This is a genomic window from Brevundimonas sp. (assembly GCF_046295775.1).
Lineage (GTDB): Bacteria > Pseudomonadota > Alphaproteobacteria > Caulobacterales > Caulobacteraceae > Brevundimonas.
Genome location: NZ_JBKBML010000029.1, coordinates 1 through 14,944 on the forward strand (window position 1 = coordinate 1; position 14,944 = coordinate 14,944).

General features: G+C 68.3%; 15 protein-coding genes and 1 pseudogene. 7 read left to right on the forward strand and 9 right to left on the reverse strand.

Annotation, left to right across the window (positions count from 1 at the left end; translation table 11 throughout):
• Positions 1 to 2,159: S8 family peptidase (locus tag ACK4I0_RS12680; RefSeq protein WP_409611523.1), on the forward strand; the 2,159-nt coding region annotated here is incomplete at its 5' end.
• Positions 2,160 to 2,183: 24 nt separating this feature from the next.
• On the opposite strand, the gene grpE is transcribed toward ACK4I0_RS12680, so the two are convergent.
• Together grpE and hrcA are read right to left on the reverse strand one after the other, a co-directional pair.
• Positions 2,184 to 2,765 (reverse strand): nucleotide exchange factor GrpE, encoded by a 582-nt coding sequence (gene grpE / locus ACK4I0_RS12685; RefSeq protein ID WP_409611549.1) that lies wholly within the window; start codon positions 2,763 to 2,765, stop codon positions 2,184 to 2,186.
• Between the two features lie 38 nt (positions 2,766 to 2,803).
• Entirely contained in the window at positions 2,804 to 3,877 is a 1,074-nt protein-coding gene (gene hrcA / locus ACK4I0_RS12690) for a heat-inducible transcriptional repressor HrcA (RefSeq protein WP_409611525.1), read from the reverse strand.
• A 97-nt stretch (positions 3,878 to 3,974) separates the two neighbouring features.
• Here hrcA and rph point away from each other — a divergent pair, with 97 nt between their 5' ends.
• Together rph and ACK4I0_RS12700 are read left to right on the forward strand one after the other, a co-directional pair.
• Positions 3,975 to 4,703, forward strand: a complete 729-nt coding sequence (gene rph / locus ACK4I0_RS12695) for a ribonuclease PH (protein WP_409611527.1) — start codon at positions 3,975 to 3,977, stop codon at positions 4,701 to 4,703.
• Between the two features lie 57 nt (positions 4,704 to 4,760).
• Positions 4,761 to 5,144 (forward strand): hypothetical protein, encoded by a 384-nt coding sequence (locus ACK4I0_RS12700; RefSeq protein WP_409611529.1) that lies wholly within the window; start codon positions 4,761 to 4,763, stop codon positions 5,142 to 5,144.
• Here ACK4I0_RS12700 and ACK4I0_RS12705 read toward each other — a convergent pair.
• From ACK4I0_RS12705 to ald, 3 genes are all read right to left on the reverse strand, one after another.
• The gene (locus tag ACK4I0_RS12705) at positions 5,135 to 5,518 is read right to left on the reverse strand and encodes a hypothetical protein (protein ID WP_409611531.1); all 384 of its coding nucleotides are present in this window, start codon (positions 5,516 to 5,518) and stop codon (positions 5,135 to 5,137) included. The two genes, ACK4I0_RS12700 and ACK4I0_RS12705, sit on opposite strands and share 10 nt — an antisense overlap.
• 62 nt (positions 5,519 to 5,580) lie before the next feature.
• Positions 5,581 to 5,934: a DUF6152 family protein gene (locus tag ACK4I0_RS12710; RefSeq protein WP_135066415.1), complete on the reverse strand. Its 354-nt coding sequence runs from the start codon at positions 5,932 to 5,934 to the stop codon at positions 5,581 to 5,583.
• Between the two features lie 83 nt (positions 5,935 to 6,017).
• Positions 6,018 to 7,136 (reverse strand): alanine dehydrogenase, encoded by a 1,119-nt coding sequence (gene ald / locus ACK4I0_RS12715; RefSeq protein ID WP_409611533.1) that lies wholly within the window; start codon positions 7,134 to 7,136, stop codon positions 6,018 to 6,020.
• A gap of 140 nt (positions 7,137 to 7,276) precedes the next feature.
• Here ald and ACK4I0_RS12720 point away from each other — a divergent pair, with 140 nt between their 5' ends.
• Entirely contained in the window at positions 7,277 to 7,753 is a 477-nt protein-coding gene (locus tag ACK4I0_RS12720) for an Lrp/AsnC family transcriptional regulator (protein WP_409611535.1), read from the forward strand.
• Here ACK4I0_RS12720 and ACK4I0_RS12725 read toward each other — a convergent pair.
• Both ACK4I0_RS12725 and ACK4I0_RS12730 read right to left on the reverse strand, forming a co-directional pair.
• Positions 7,728 to 9,047: an FAD/NAD(P)-binding protein gene (locus tag ACK4I0_RS12725; protein ID WP_409611537.1), complete on the reverse strand. Its 1,320-nt coding sequence runs from the start codon at positions 9,045 to 9,047 to the stop codon at positions 7,728 to 7,730. The genes ACK4I0_RS12720 and ACK4I0_RS12725 overlap by 26 nt on opposite strands.
• A 45-nt stretch (positions 9,048 to 9,092) precedes the next feature.
• Positions 9,093 to 10,592 carry a phosphomannomutase/phosphoglucomutase gene (locus tag ACK4I0_RS12730; RefSeq protein ID WP_409611539.1) on the reverse strand — a complete coding sequence of 500 codons (1,500 nt, stop codon included), beginning with the start codon at positions 10,590 to 10,592 and terminating at the stop codon, positions 9,093 to 9,095.
• A 227-nt stretch (positions 10,593 to 10,819) separates the two neighbouring features.
• Here ACK4I0_RS12730 and ACK4I0_RS12735 point away from each other — a divergent pair, with 227 nt between their 5' ends.
• The 3 genes from ACK4I0_RS12735 (at position 10,820) to ACK4I0_RS12745 (ending at position 13,402) form a co-directional block, all read left to right on the forward strand.
• The gene (locus ACK4I0_RS12735) at positions 10,820 to 11,536 is read left to right on the forward strand and encodes a 2,3-bisphosphoglycerate-dependent phosphoglycerate mutase (RefSeq protein ID WP_409611541.1); all 717 of its coding nucleotides are present in this window, start codon (positions 10,820 to 10,822) and stop codon (positions 11,534 to 11,536) included.
• Positions 11,533 to 12,150, forward strand: coding sequence for a bifunctional diaminohydroxyphosphoribosylaminopyrimidine deaminase/5-amino-6-(5-phosphoribosylamino)uracil reductase RibD (gene ribD / locus ACK4I0_RS12740; protein ID WP_409611543.1), 618 nt, complete (start codon positions 11,533 to 11,535; stop codon positions 12,148 to 12,150). Before ACK4I0_RS12735 ends, ribD begins: the two co-directional genes overlap by 4 nt.
• Before the next feature lie 676 nt (positions 12,151 to 12,826).
• Positions 12,827 to 13,402: a demethoxyubiquinone hydroxylase family protein gene (locus ACK4I0_RS12745; protein WP_409611545.1), complete on the forward strand. Its 576-nt coding sequence runs from the start codon at positions 12,827 to 12,829 to the stop codon at positions 13,400 to 13,402.
• A gap of 885 nt (positions 13,403 to 14,287) precedes the next feature.
• Here ACK4I0_RS12745 and ACK4I0_RS12750 read toward each other — a convergent pair.
• Positions 14,288 to 14,680, reverse strand: coding sequence for a hypothetical protein (locus ACK4I0_RS12750; RefSeq protein ID WP_409611547.1), 393 nt, complete (start codon positions 14,678 to 14,680; stop codon positions 14,288 to 14,290).
• Between the two features lie 117 nt (positions 14,681 to 14,797).
• Positions 14,798 to 14,944, reverse strand: a pseudogene (locus ACK4I0_RS12755) (peptide chain release factor 1); the annotation flags it as partial.

Below are 14,944 nucleotides of genomic sequence, written 5' to 3' on the forward strand. Positions count from 1 at the left end.
CTCCGCCGCCGCCGCCGCCGCCGCCGCCGCCTCCTCCTCCGCCACCCCCACCGCCGGCTGTGCCGTCAGAGACCTCAAGCGAGTACACGCGGAATTTCGGCGTCGCCAACACCAACGCCATCACCGCCTGGAGACAGGGCGCGACAGGCCGGGGCATCACCGTCGCCGTGGTTGATAGCGGCATTCAGTTGGACCACCCCGACCTCGCGACCAACATCTCAAGGGCCTCCACCGACATCGTGGCGGGGCGCGGGGCGCCTCAGGGCGACGATCGGCACGGGACACGCGTTTCGGGCGTCATAGCGGCCCCGTTCAACGACTACGGAACTATCGGCGTCGCCTACAACTCGACCATTCTGTCGATCCGCGCCGACATCAGCGACTGCAACGATCCCGACCGCACGGTCTGCTTCCGAAGCTCCGACCTGACCAATGCGCTGGACTATGCGGTCGCCAACGGGGCCAAGGTCATCAACTTGTCCCTAGGCGGCGACGGCACGCTGGGTTCGGCCTTCGAGGCCGCCTTGCTCCGCGCCATCAACGCCGGGGTGGTTTTCGCCATCGCGTCCGGCAACGACGGCAATGAAAACCCGGGGTGGCCCGGCCGCTACGCCAGCGATCCGCGCTTTGCAGGCGGCATCATCGTGACGGGATCGCACGGCGCCACGAATATCATGTCCGGCTTCTCGAATCGGGCCGGGGTTTCGCTGTCGCACTATTTGTCCGCGCCGGGCGAAGGAATCATCACAGACTGCGATATTCCCACGCGGTGCTGGCGGGTGAACGGGACCTCCTTCGCCTCCCCGGCCGTGGCGGGCGCCCTGGCCCTGCTGCTGGAGGCCTTCCCTAACCTGACGGGCCGCCAGGCCGTGGAAATCCTGCTGCGCACCGGCCGAGACGCCGGAGACACGGGCACGGACGTCGTCTACGGGCGCGGCCTGCTGGACATCGCCCGGGCCTTCCAGCCCGTCGGCGCCACCAGCTCGCCCCAGGCCGGCGGCGGCGCCGTCATGGTCGGCCAGATGCCGGGCGCCTTCGTCGGCGGCGCCTTCGGCTCGGCGTTCCGTACGCCCGCCCTGGACACCATAGCCTATGATGAGTTCCAGCGGCTGTTCCGCATGAACCTCGGCACGGCCTATGCGCCGGCGCCGCGCCGCAGCTGGCAGCCTGAGAATCCCGAGCCGATGCGCCAGACGAGCGTGTCAATGGATGGGCCGGGCGGCGTGCGCTACGCCATGGTGGCGTCCGCCCAGATCCTCGGCCCCGAGCCGGTGATGGCCCGCTACACGCCCTTCGACGCCCCTTGGCTGGGCGACGAGCCGCGCCAGGAAGCCCTGTTCGACGTCACCGCTGGCCGCATGTCCTTCGCCGTGTGGCAAGGCCGCGGCGGTGCGCGCTCGCCGTTCCGCGGCGCTTCGGGCGACGGCTTCGCGGCCCTGGCTCAGGTCGATCACGCCGTGCGCGGCGCGGTCAACATGGGCCGGTTCACCTTCAGCGCCGAAACGGGAGCCGGCGACCGCCGCGCGGCCCTGCAGCAGGTCCAGCGCGACGCCTCGACCTATTCGCGCGGCACCCTGAACTGGCAGGGCGATGGCGTCGGCCTGTCCTTCTCGGCCGGCAGCCTGGACGAGCGGATGGGTCCGCTGGGCGCCTACATGCCCGCCGGGTCGGACTTCCGCCTGCCGTCGGAGACGCGCTTCGCGGCCTTCGGCGGCAATCTGTCGCTGGGACGCGGCATGACGCTGGTCGGCGAGGCCGGCTTCGGCCGCACGGACATCGACGGCGCCTTCCTGAAGCTGACCGATCCGGCGCTGAGCTCGACCTGGCGCATGGGCCTGGTCACGCCCTGCCCGGTCCAGGCCTGGGGTTGCGCGAACCTGACCTGGGAAGTGTCGCAGCCGCTGCGGATCGAGAGCGGCGCCTTCAGCGCGCTGCTCGCCGACGTGCCGCTGGAGTATTTCGATCCCGTCACCTTCTCCGAGCGCAGCTTCTCGGCCTCGCCCGACGGCCGCGAGATCAACTTCGCCCTGCGCAGCCTGCACGGCCTCGGCGACGGCTCGGCGCTGCAGCTGGAGGCGGTGATGATCCGTCAGGAGCAGCACCGCCTGGAGGCGCCGCTCGGCTATGCTCTCCTGGCGAGCTGGCGGCGGGGGTTCTGAGGCCCCGCCGCTGAAGCCTCAGCCTCAGGCCTTGCCGTCGTAGTTTCCGCCCGGCGCGTAGCCGGCGGCGGCCGCGCCCGATCCCTTGGCGGCGACGACCACCATGGCGGGGCGCACGGTGCGGCCGAACAGGGCGTAGCCGGCCTGCAGGGTCTGGATCACCTGACCGCCCTGAACCGTGTCGGAGGGCTGCTCCATCATGGCCTGATGCAAGTGCGGGTCGAAAGCCTCGCCCGGCTCCGGCGCGACGCGCTTCAGATTGTTGGATTCGAAGGCCTGAAGCAGCGACTTCTGGGTCAGCTCCAGTCCCGAGACCAGACCGGCGGCGGCGCCCTCCGCGTCCTGAGGCGCGGCCTGGATGGCGCGCTCCAGATTGTCGGCCACGCCCAGCAGGTCGCGGGCGAAGCGCTGGATGGCGTAGGCGCGGGCGTCATTGGCCTGGGTCTCGGCGCGACGGCGCAGGTTCTCCGTCTCGGCGATGGCGCGCAGGGCCCGGTCCTTCCACTCGTCGCGCTCGGCGATCACGGCGTCCAACGGGGCCAGATCGCCGTCGTCGTCGGGATGGGAATCGAGCCCCGCCTCGGCGTTCAGTTCGGCCTCGCCCATGTCGGCGTCCAGCTCGGTTTCGTCTCTGATGTCGTCGTTCACGTGTCTTGTCCGTCCAGCATGCGCCCCAGCACCCGGGCGGTGTAGTCCACCAACGGGATGACGCGGGCGTAGTTCAGTCTCGCGGGGCCGATGACGCCGACGGCGCCCAGCACTCGCTGCCGGCCCGACATATAGGGCGCCGCGATCACGGCGGAACCCGAAAGCGAAAACAACCGTGTCTCGGCGCCGATGAAGATGCGCACACCCTGCGCGCCGGCCACCCCGTCCAGCAGGCCGATCAGCTGTTCTTTCTGTTCCAGATCGTCGAACAAAGTGCGCACCCGCTCCAGGTCCTCGACCGCGTCGCGATCCTGCAACAGGTTGGCGCGGCCCCGCACGATCAGAGCGCGGTCGCGCTCGGCGCCGCCCGACCAGGCGGCCACGCCGTCCTCGACCAGGCGGGCGGCGGCTTCGTCCAACTCGCGTCGGGCGGCGTCCAGTTCTCCGCGCATTTCAACCCGCGCCTCGGACAGAGGCCGGCCGCGCAGGCGGGCGTTGAGGAAGTTGGAGGCCTCCTGCAGCGTCGAGGGCGTGACCCCGGCCTTCAGCGGCATCAGCCGGTTTTCGATCGTGCCGTCGTCGGCCACCAGCACCGCCAGCGCCTGATCGCGGCCCAGCGCCACGAACTCCACGTGTTTGACGCCCGCGTCGCGCACCGGACTGGCCACCACGCCGGCGCCGCCCGCCAAGCCCGACAACAGGGCCGAGGCCTCGTTCAGGGCCTCTTCGAAATTGCGTCCGCGCCCGGCCAGGCGCGCATCGATCTCGCGCCGCTCCTCGGTCCCGACGTCGCCGATCTCAAGCAGGCCGTCGACGAACAAGCGCAGGCCCGCATGCGTCGGGATGCGGCCGGCCGAGGTGTGCGGCGAGGCCAGCAGCCCCGCCATCGTCAGATCCTGCATGGTGTTGCGGATTGAGGCAGGCGACAGGGACACGCCCGTCATGGACAGGGTGCGCGATCCTACGGGCTCGCCCGTGTGCAGATAGCTCTCGACGATGCGCCGGAAGATGTCGCGCGCGCGCTGGTCCAGCACGGCCATTCCCGCGTAGGGCGCGGTGAAGGGCGTCATGGGGCGAACACCCTGCGGCGGACATCCGGGCTCTGGAAGGGGGACAGGCTCACCGTTTCAGGATAGAGCCCCGCACGACCGCTTCCAAGGAGTTCCCATGCGCCCGTCCGAACGCACCCCCGAACAGCTTCGTCCCGTGACGCTGGAGACCGGCGTGAACCGCTATGCCGAAGGCTCGTGCCTAGTGTCGTTCGGCCATACGAAGGTTCTGGTCACGGCCTCGGTGGAAGAGAAAGTGCCGGGCTGGATGCGCAACACCGGCCAGGGCTGGGTCACGGCCGAATACGGCATGCTGCCCCGCGCCACCCACACCCGGGGCCGGCGCGAGGCGGCGGCGGGCAAGCAGTCGGGCCGCACCCAGGAGATCCAGCGCCTGATCGGCCGCTCCTTGCGCGCCGTGGTCGACCTCAAGGCTCTGGGCGAACGTCAGGTGCTGATCGACTGCGACGTGATCCAGGCCGACGGCGGCACCCGCACCGCCTCGATCACCGGCGCCTGGGTCGCGATGGCGCAGGCCCTGGGCTATCTGCGCGCCGAGGGCGTGCTGAGCGCGGATCCGATCCTGGACCAGGTGGCGGCGGTGTCGTGCGGCGTGTTCAACGATCTGCCGGTGCTGGACCTCGACTATGAAGAGGATTCGACGGCCGAGGCCGATTCCAACTTCGTCCTGACCGGCGCCGGGCAGATCGTCGAGATCCAGGCCACGGGCGAGAAACGCGGCTTCTCGCGCGACGAATTCGACCGCCTGTTCGAGCTGGCCGAGATCGGCTGCCGCGACCTGTTCGTGATGCAGAAGCAGGCGGTGGATGCGGCGCTGAAGCGCTGATCGCGAACGGTTGCGGCCCAGGCGCGTTGCCGCAAGAGACCCATCAGGAGATCCCTCATGCGCCTGGCCTTCCTCGCCGCCCCCGTCGTCGCCCTGGCCGCCCTGACGGCCGCCTGCAATCAGAGCGACCCCGCGCCGGTCCCGCCGCCCGAGACGGCGACCGCCCCGGTCGAGGCGCCTGTGCAGCCGCCGGCGGAAGCGCAGGTGCAGACGCCGGCCGCCACGCCGGCGTCGAGCGGCTCATGCCTGGACGAGATCGGTCAGGAGGCCGCGACGCGGCTGGTCGAACGGTGCCGCGCGGTCAGCCCGGCGACGCGCCCGCCCTGCAACACCGCCAATCCCTGCGCGATGATCCAGAGCGAGATCGACCGGTCCTGCGCCCTGTGGGAGGGGCAGGGCGACGCGCCTCAGGAATGCCAGCCAGCGGCGCCTCAGACGTAGGCGATCATCCGCCCGGCCACCGCGACAGTGATCCACAGGATCAGGGAGGCTGCGGCGAAGGCTGCGGCGGGCCGTCCATGCGGCTTCATCCATTCGAAGGCGGCGGCGTTGGCGACCGCCGCGACGATAAGGACCAGCTTGACCCTGAACAGGTCGGAGCCCGCCAGCGCGACGGCGTCGGCGGCGAACAGGACCGCCCCGCTCAGCGCCAGCAGCCCGAAGCCGCCGATCGCCAGGGGCCGCACGGCAGCCAGAAGCGTTTGCGCCGGCAGGGCGCGGCCCCAGCCCAGCATCCGCAGATCATAGACGCCTATCGCGCCCAGCAGACCGGCCAGGCCTAGAACGTGCGCCACGTTCGCGATCGGATAGGCCAAGGCCGAGCCCGACGCCCAGCGGCCGAAGCCGGACGCCTCGACCGCGCCGGCCAGTTCCGCGATCAGCGGAGTTCGACCGTCTTGTCGCCGACGATGATGCGTTCGGCGCGCATCTCACGTGTGCCGTCCTTGCGGGGATAGGCATGGACGGTGACCGTCCGGCCGACAGCGATGTCAGCCTCGGCCAGGCCGCGGGCCTGCATGCGCGACACCGGCGCCAGGACGACGTCCCAGCGCTGGCCGTCGACCGTCAGGACCAGGCTGCCATGCGGGCTGCCCCAGCTGGACTCGACCACCGGAGCGGTCGGGCGCATGACCTTCTCGGCGTCGTAGGAGCTCCAGCCGTGATGGGCCCAGGCGGCCCCGGCGGTCAGGGCCACGACGGCGGGCGCGGCGATCCAGGATAGACGAGACATCGGCTTCTCTCCCTTGGTTCAGGCGATCAACCTAACCCGTCTTGCCTCGCCTGGGCCGCGACCCTCGGTCGCATGCGCCGCCTTCAGCCCTGCGGCCAGACGCCGAACGGGTCGGTCCATTCCAGGCCCAGAGCCTGAGCGACCGCCGGATAGGTGATCTCGCCCTTCAGCACGTTCAGGCCGCGCGCCAGGTGCGGGTCCTTGCGCAACGCCTCCAGCCCATGGTCGGCCAGCGCAAGGCCGAACGGCAGGGTGGCGTTGTTCAGAGCCTCGGACGAAGTGCGCGGCGCGGCGCCCGGCATATTGGCCACGCAGTAGTGGACCACGCCGTCGACGGTGTAGGTCGGGTCTTCGTGAGTGGTCGGCTTCGACGTCTCGAAACAGCCGCCCTGATCGATGGCGACGTCGACCAGCACCGAGCCGGGCTTCATCTTCTTCAGGTGCTCGCGCTTGACCAGCTTGGGCGCTTCGGCCCCCGGCACCAGCACGGCGCCGATGACCACGTCGGCCTTGACGATCTCTTCCTCGATCGCGCCGATCGAGGAATAGCGGGTGATGACCCGGCCGCCGGTGACTTCGTCGATATAGGCCATGCGCGGGATGGAGCGTTCCAGCACCACCACCTCGGCCCCCAGACCCATGGCCATGCGCGCCGCGTTCAGCCCGACCACGCCGCCGCCCAGCACCAGCACCCGTGCGGGCGCCACGCCCGGAACGCCGCAGAACAGCAGACCCATGCCGCCGTTGTGCTTCAGCAGGGTCTCGGCGGCCGAGAAGACGGCGATGCGGCCGGCGACTTCCGACATCGGCGCCAGCAGCGGTAGGCCGCCGCGCGCGTCGGTCACCGTCTCGTAGGCGATGGCGGCGCATTTCGAGGCGATCAGGCCCTTGGTCTGCTCCGGGTCGGGCGCCAGGTGCAGGTAGGTGTAGAGGATCTGGTCCTCGCGCAGCATCTCCCACTCGACCTTCTGGGGCTCCTTGACCTTCACGATCATATCGCTGTCGGCGAAGACGGTCGCGGCGTCGGCGACGATGGTCGCGCCGGCCCTGACGTAGTCGTCGTCGGTGAAGCCAGCGCCCATCCCGGCGCCCGTCTGGACGGCGACCTGGTGGCCGCGCGCCGCATATTCGCGGGCGGCGGTCGGCGTCAGGCCGACGCGGTGTTCGTTCTTCTTGATCTCGCTGGGCACGCCGACGCGCATCATGTCTCTCCCGAAACTGGCCGTCCGCCTGTTTCGGCGGATCGTTCGGGCGTGACCATAGCGCCGGATGAGGCGCAGATTCCGGTTCATTTGCCTGGGTTATCGGCGTAAATGCGCAGACTCTGCGAGGATCGCGCGCCATGAAGACAGTCTCCGCCGTCGAACTGGACGCCATCGACCGCAAGATGCTGCGGGTGCTGCAGCAGGACGGGCGCATCACCAACGCCGATCTGGCGCGGCAGGTGGCCCTGTCGGAAAGCGCCTGCCTGCGGCGTCTGCGGGCGCTGGAAAACGCGGGCGTGATCGGCCGCTACGCCGCCATGATCAACGAGCGGGCCGTGGGCTTGCCGATCAGCGTCTTCGTCACCGTCACCCTGGCCAGTCAGTCCGAAGCCGCCCTGACGGCGTTCGAGGCCGCGGTCGCCGCCGTGCCCGAGGTGATGGAATGCTATCTGATGACCGGCGGCTCGGACTATCTGCTGCGGCTGGTGGTGCGCGACGTGGACGATTTGGAGCGGCTGCACGCCAAGGCCCTGACCCGTCTGCCGGGGGTCAACCGCGTCTCGTCCAGCGTCGCCATGCGGGCGGTGGTCAAGCGCGGCGCGCTGCCGGTGTGAGGCGGTCCGTCAGCGCCTCGATCCGCTTGCGGATGTCGGGCACGGCAATGGTCTCCCAGAAGGCGGCGCGCGCGGGCGGCCCCAGCACATAGAGGCTGTCGTCCGGCCGCCCCTCGACGTTCAGCACCCGGCCGTCGGCATCCAGGTCCAGCCCTAGCCGCAGCGGGTCCAGCCGCGCGCGCCCGGCGGCGATCAGCGGCCCCGTCAGCGGGTCGCGCGCCGCGTCATGGCCCGGCCCGGTGCAGTCAATCAGCCAGTCGGCGCGAAGCTGTCCCTCCGGCCCGCCGCCGCGCGGGCGATAGGCGGCGCGAACGCCCGTCTCGTCGGCCTCAACGCGGCCAAGCCGACCGGCGATGATGGTCAGTCGACCCTCGGCGGTCAGCCCCTCAAGAAACCGGCCGATGCGCGCCGCGATGCGATGGCGGTGCACGTCCCACCAGGGCCTTAGATGCCGCACCAGCCGCGCCCGTTCGGCGGTCGTGGCCTGGCTCCACAGGTCCGCGGTGATGGGGCGATAGGCTTCCATCACGGGCTTCCAGCCGACCTTCACGGCCCTGGCGCGCGCGGCGTTCAGCCGTTGCGAGACAGGCCCCGACAACGCCTGGGCCGGCAGATCGGCCGCCGCATCATGGTGTTCGCCATGGGCCCGAGGCAGCAGGCCGCGCCGCGACAAGGCCACAGCGTCGCCGCGCCAGCCGCCGGCCTCAAGGCTCTGCAGCATATCGACCATGGTCAGGCCCGTGCCCACGATCAGCACGCGGTCGTCGGCGCCGATGCGCTCCAGCGCGCCGGGCGCCCAGGGATCGGACAGGATGCGGTCGCTCGCGCCGCTCTCGGCGGTGCGTGGCGCGGGATTGCCGGTGGCCAGCACCACCGCGCGGCCTTCGATGCGGCGCCCGTCGGCCAGGCGCACGCCGGCGGCCTCGACGGCGACCGCCTCGCCTCGTACCGTCTGGATCAATCCGGTCGCCCGCGCATGATCGAACCGGTCGGCGACATACCGGCCATAGACGGCGCGCGGCGCGAAGTCCTCGGGATCGGCTAGTTCCGGCCGGTTGGCTTTCAGCCAGTCGACGAAGTCGGCGGGCCGCCTCTCCACCGCGCTCATGCGGCTGGATCGGACGTTCAGCAGATGACCTTCGAACGGCGTCGAATAGGCCACGCCGAGGCCGAAGCGGTCGTCGCGGCCGATGACGGTCGAACGCTGCCCGCGCTCGCCCAGCCGCGCCGCCAGCATGGCGCCGGAAAAGCCCCCGCCGACGATGACGATCTGATCAGTCCCAACCTCGCCCATGGTCGTCAGTGGCCCGAACGGCCGGCGCCGTCAAACCGCCCGGCTTCAGATTTCCTGGTTGTAGGCGCCGATCTCGGCATAGGCGGCCAGGCGCGGCTTGACCTCTTCGCGGAACAGGGCCCGCATGTCGTCCTCCGAGCGCATGGACTCCACCACGACGACCAGCTCGGGCTTGTTGGACGAGGCGCGGACCAGGACCCACGAGCCGTCTTCCAGGTGCACGCGCACGCCGTTGACGGTGATGGCCTCGACGATCTTGCGGCCCAGGATCGAGCCGCCGGCGTCGGCCAGGGCCTGATACTCGGCCACGATCCGCTCCAGCACCTCGTACTTCAGCTCGTCGTCGCAGTGGGGCGACATGGTCAGGCTGGTCCAGGCGTCCGGCAGGGCGGCCTTCAGCTCGCTCAGTTTCTTGCCGGGGTTGCGGTCCAGCATGGCCAGGATGGCGCCGGCGGCGACCAGGCCGTCGTCGTAGCCATGGCCCAGTTCGCCGGCCATGAAGAAGTGTCCCGACTTCTCGAACCCGGCCAGGGCGCCGATCTCGGCGGTCTTGCGCTTGATGTAGCTGTGGCCGGTCTTCCAATAGACCGTTTCGGCGCCGTTGGCCTTGAGCACCTCGTCGGTCTTGTACAGGCCCGTCGACTTCACATCGACGACGAAGGTGGCGTTGGGATGGATGGCCGACAAGTCGCGGGCCAGCATCAGGCCGATCTTGTCGGCGAAGATCTCCTCGCCCGTATCGTCCACCACGCCGCAGCGGTCGCCGTCCCCGTCGAAGCCCAGGGCCAGGTCGGCGCCCGTCTCGCGCACCCGCTGCGCCATCTGGCTCAGCATGGCGTGGTCTTCGGGGTTCGGATTGTATTTGGGGAAGGTGTAGTCGAGGTCGGCGTCCATCTCGATCACCTCCACGCCCATGCGGCGCAGGGCGTCGGGCGCGAAGGCGCCGGCCGTGCCGTTGCCACAGGCGGCCACGACCTTGAGCGGACGCTTGATCTGAACCTTGGACGCCACATCGGCGATATAGCGTTCGCGAAAACCCTCGACGCGTTCCAGCCGGCCGTTGGGCCGGGCCACGCCCTGCCCCTCCAGCACGATCGCCTTCAGGCGGCCGATCTCGTCGGGGCCGAAGGTCAGGGGCGGATTGGCGCCCATCTTCACGCCGGTCCAGCCATTCTCGTTATGGCTGGCGGTGACCATGGCCACGCAGGGCGCGTCCAGCTCGAACTGGCCGAAATAGGCCATGGGCGACAAGGCCAGGCCGACGTCCAGCACCTCCATCCCGCCTTCCAGCAGGCCCAGGATCAACGCCTGTTTCACGCTCAGCGAATACCCGCGGAAGTCATGGCCGACCACGATGCGCGGCTTGACCCCGATCTCGTGCACATAGGTCGCCAGACCCAGACCCAGGGCCTGGATGCCCAGCAGATTGATCTCCTTTTCCAGGATCCAGCGCGCGTCGTATTCGCGAAAGCCGGTCGGCTTGACCAGCGGGACGGTCTCGTATTCGGCCGTGTTCGGGCGCAGGTCCTGGCGCGGTTTGATCATCGGATTGGGTCCTTGAAATAGCTGGGCTGTCAGGGCCAGACCGCGGCGAGCGCGATCAGGGCCAGGGCGGCGAGGGCGGATGCGCCGAAGAAAACGCGGTCTGACATGACGATGTCTCTAGCGGCGGCTCCCGACGGGGACAACAACAAGGCATGCGCGAACACGGCGAAACCTTGACCTGCGACCGGCGCGGGGCCTACCCCGAAGGCTCGCCAACGGAGAGCCCGATGCCTCGACTGATCCTGCTGCGCCACGGCCAGAGCCAGTGGAACCTGGAAAACCGCTTCACGGGCTGGGTCGACGTCGATCTGACCGCCGAGGGCGAGGCCCAGGCCCGGCGGTCGGGCGAGCTGATCGCGCAGGCCGGCTTACACCCGTCGGTGATGTTCGTCTCGGTGCTGAAGCGGGCCAAGCGCACGGGCGCCCTCGCCCTGCAGACCGCCGGGCTGAAGGATGTGCCGGTGGTCGAGGACTGGCGCCTGAACGAGCGCCACTACGGCGGGCTGACGGGGCTGAACAAGGCCGAGACGGCCGAGAAGCACGGCGAGGATCAGGTCAAGGTCTGGCGCCGCAGCTATGACGTGCCGCCCCCGCCGCTGGCGCCCGGCGGCGAGTGGGACTTCGCCGGCGACGAACGCTACGCCGGCAAGGCCATCCCCGACACCGAGAGTCTGAAGACCACGCTGGACCGGGTCGAACCCTATTGGAACGAGGCGATCGCGCCGCGCCTGAAGGCCGGCGAAGACGTGCTGATCGCGGCTCACGGCAACTCGCTGCGCGCCATCGTCAAACTGCTGTTCGCCGTCCCGGACGACCAGATCGTCGGCGTGGAGATCCCGACCGGCAATCCGCTGGAGATCGACCTGGACGCCGGACTGAAGCCGACCGCCGCCCGATATCTGGACTCCGACCGCGCCCAGCCCCTGCCGGACGTGGCGGCGTGACCGACCAAGAAGCCATGCGCCGCGCCATCGACCTGGCGCGGGCGCACATGGGCCGCACCTGGCCCAATCCGTCGGTCGCCTGCGTCATCGTCAAGGACGGCGAGGTCGTCGCCGAGGCGGCCACCGCAGACGGCGGCCGCCCCCACGCCGAGGAACAGGCCGTGCCGGCCGCCGGCGACAAGGCGCGTGGCGCGACCGCCTATGTCACGCTGGAGCCCTGCGGCGCGCGGTCGTCGGGCCGCCGGTCGTGCGCCCACTTCCTGGTCGAGGCCGGCGTGGCGCGGGTGGTCGTGGCCTGCGTCGACCCTTCGCCCTTCGCCTCGGGCCGCGGCGTCGAGCGCCTGCGCCAGGCGGGGCTCGAGGTCGAGACCGGCCTGCTGTCGGACGAGGCGGCGGTCCTCTACGAGGGCTATCTGCACCGGCTCGAGACCGGCCGGCCCATGGTGCGGCTGTCCAGCGACGGCGAAGGCTTCGACGCCCGCTTCGCCGCCTCGGCCAAGGCCGACCTGACGACCGAACTGAAGCGCCTGGGCGAAGCCGGCTACACTCGCCTGTGGACCTCGCCGGGCGACCTGGCGGACGCGCTCAGGGCGCAGGGACTGCTGACGGAGTAGGGGGACAACAGGCCCTTTGCGTGATCCGCCAACAACGTCCAGTGCGTGGCAGGCATCCGACGACCGAAATCGACCCATTGCGGAAGCTCATAAGCCCCCCCGGCCCCCTTCCCCGCAACCTATGCGACCGGGGGGATTGAAACGGGGGCGACGTATCCGGGTCCGCATCGTTCATAGAGCGCAGGATCAGTGCCGAGGATGGTGACGTTACTAGCCTCCACGATGAAAACCGGTAGAACCGCGTAATCCGTGACGGCGTCCCGCAGCAACATTCCACAAAAGCCGCTGTTGTCCGTCGTCCTTGATAGACGAGAGATCAGCGCGTCCGGACCGAACCTCGCGCGCACGGCGGCCTCCGCCCCAGCTTGTTCGGCCCGGTCAGGGTCTGGGAGAGCGCAAGACGACAAGATTGCCGTCGCCGCCACACTAGCAATGACCCTCATTTCGTCGATTTCCGTTGCAACCTTTTGCACGACATCGGCCAGAGAAACGCGCGCTTCCCTATTGCAGGAGTATCAGTCGAAGGCCCAACTGCAGCAAGGTCTCCTATCCAACCCCCGCTGACGATAGCGGCCTCCGGTCTCCGACTGTCCAGCCAATTTCCGCTTTCGGGTTCGAAGCCGAAGACCGCTTTCGACCCATGGCGGACTCAGCTCACGGAACGTAGAAATGGCGGATGGCCACAGCACTAACTTCTGATCAACGGCTCGTTCGGCGCATCCTGCGCGTGAATCACGCCGGTGAGCACGGTGCCATTTCTATCTATAGCGCTCAGCTAAAGCGTAAAGGCGCGTACCCCGCAGATATTGAGGCCTGGCTCGCGGAAGCATTGGACCACGAGCGGGCACATCGCGCGGCCTTCCAGGAGGCCATGCAGCCCCGGTCGGCCAAGCCTTGCCGCGCGTTAGGGGTCTGGAGCGTCGGGGGCTGGTTGCTTGGTTCGATCACCGCGATGCTGGGGCGAACGGGCGTCGTGGCGTGCACCGCTGCTGTAGAGCGCACCGTCCACGGTCACCTTGAGGACCAAATCGCATTCCTACGTCGCTGCGACGCCGATCTTGCGGCTTTAGTCGAGCATATCCAAGTCGAGGAACTCTCCCATCTTGCCTATGCTGAGGCGAACTTGAAGCCTGGCTCTTTGCTCGCGCGGCCGCTCTCGGTCGTAATCGCCTGCGCTACCGAAATCCTTATCGCGGCCTCCACGCGTGGGGACTCGATCCGCTTGCGCTGTAGATTGCGGGCGCGCAGCTGAACGACCGCTTCCCACCCAAAGCGGACGTCACCTCAAAGCGGGATCGAGTTCAGACCGGCACGATCTGCGAAGTAACTCGCTGTTGAAGGGCAACCAAGTTGCAGCACCCAACAAGCCCATGGTCGCACCAATCAGGCCAAGGATCATAAAACCCTTCGCGTCAGCTCCCCCCAACAGCGGCCCAAGGAGGATGACCCAAGGAAGTATGAAACCTACCAGCGCGGCGACCAGTAACAAGCAGACGGATGTTACTGCGCGACCGTACGGCTTGAAGAGCTTCGCCATGGGGATAGCAACGAGGACATAAGCCAACGAGTAGGCGAGGCCGAATCCCAAACCGCTGCGTATCCAGTAGGCCAATGGTCCTTCGATGATGCTGGAGATAGCGTGCCCCCCCCATAGACCCAGCACCACCGGCGTTAGTAGACCGGCGACGATGGCAGGAAGGCATATCAACCGGAGCCATTTCATAGGCGGACGATATGCCACCTCACAGAACAGTCAACGTCCGCTGCCCACCGCTAGGCGACAGTCCGCTATCGACCCATTGCGGACATTTCCGGAATGACAGACCATCGATCGATGGACTTGGCATCGCTCATCAGGTGGGTGGATCGCGAGTGGGACCAGTATCCCAACGCGAAATCGTCGCTGATCCTCCCCCTGATCGCGGTCCTGTTCCCTCTGATGCTCATCGGCTGGAATCCGGTTACGGTCACGCTGGCCTTTGTCTTGTGCGTCCCTTGGATCGGTCTCTATCTCTGGCGATGGACGGCTTGGGTGGGACGGCTTAAAGCGCGCCAACGCCGCTCCCGAAAACGTCGACTTCGCTAACGTCTGCTTTCGACCCATAGCGGACATTCGGACTGCTCGGAAAACTGAGGATCAGTTCCTTCGTTGAACTACCGGCTGGGTCTCTGAGAGCACTTCAAGACATTCGTCAGAACCAGCGACCAGATAGTGCTTTACTTCCGACCTTGGGCTGGCTGCCGAGCTTTCATACTCCGCCAGCCATGCACTGCCTTCCAGTTCGTAGACGAAGCCCCATGGACCGCCTTGCCTGCTCAGCATCGACCAATACCAAATTAGATTGCCCTCATCCGTCACCCGGAATGCAGTCGGGCTCTCCACGACCACAGAAATCGCTTCGTCCGCATTGCTGTAGCGGGCGATCAGGTTCCAATCGCTATCCGCTCCGAAGCGAACATCCAACAACTTAGCTGCGCCGGGGGGCAAGCTTTCAGAAATGTCCAAGACGTTTATGCTTTTGGGCTCCACGGACCTCTCCCTTGAACGTGCCGCCCCGTTAGATGCCGTTCCTGACCTTACCTGACAATGTCCGCTTCCCACCCTAGCGGACGGCTGCTGCGTCTGCCTCTGGGCATCCAATAAATCTCAGCCGAACTCCGCCTCCAGGTCCGCCAGCCGCGCCGCCTGGTCTTCGGCGATCAGGGCGTCGAGCACGGGGTCGATGTCGCCTTCCAAGATCTGCGGCAGGCTGTGCAGGGTCAGGCCGATGCGGTGGTCGGTCACGCGGCCCTG

What these genes read in the sequence shown, in the direction of transcription:
- grpE (WP_409611549.1), bottom strand. Translation starts at nt 2,765, where the DNA reads ATGGGCGAGGCCGAACTGAACGCCGAGGCGGGGCTCGATTCCCATCCC.
- hrcA (WP_409611525.1), bottom strand. Translation starts at nt 3,877, where the DNA reads ATGACGCCCTTCACCGCGCCCTACGCGGGAATGGCCGTGCTGGACCAG.
- rph (WP_409611527.1), top strand. Translation starts at nt 3,975, where the DNA reads ATGCGCCCGTCCGAACGCACCCCCGAACAGCTTCGTCCCGTGACGCTG.
- ACK4I0_RS12700 (WP_409611529.1), top strand. Translation starts at nt 4,761, where the DNA reads ATGCGCCTGGCCTTCCTCGCCGCCCCCGTCGTCGCCCTGGCCGCCCTG.
- ACK4I0_RS12710 (WP_135066415.1), bottom strand. Translation starts at nt 5,934, where the DNA reads ATGTCTCGTCTATCCTGGATCGCCGCGCCCGCCGTCGTGGCCCTGACC.
- ald (WP_409611533.1), bottom strand. Translation starts at nt 7,136, where the DNA reads ATGCGCGTCGGCGTGCCCAGCGAGATCAAGAAGAACGAACACCGCGTC.
- ACK4I0_RS12720 (WP_409611535.1), top strand. Translation starts at nt 7,277, where the DNA reads ATGAAGACAGTCTCCGCCGTCGAACTGGACGCCATCGACCGCAAGATG.
- ACK4I0_RS12725 (WP_409611537.1), bottom strand. Translation starts at nt 9,047, where the DNA reads ATGGGCGAGGTTGGGACTGATCAGATCGTCATCGTCGGCGGGGGCTTT.
- ACK4I0_RS12730 (WP_409611539.1), bottom strand. Translation starts at nt 10,592, where the DNA reads ATGATCAAACCGCGCCAGGACCTGCGCCCGAACACGGCCGAATACGAG.
- ACK4I0_RS12735 (WP_409611541.1), top strand. Translation starts at nt 10,820, where the DNA reads ATGCCTCGACTGATCCTGCTGCGCCACGGCCAGAGCCAGTGGAACCTG.
- ACK4I0_RS12745 (WP_409611545.1), top strand. Translation starts at nt 12,827, where the DNA reads ATGGCCACAGCACTAACTTCTGATCAACGGCTCGTTCGGCGCATCCTG.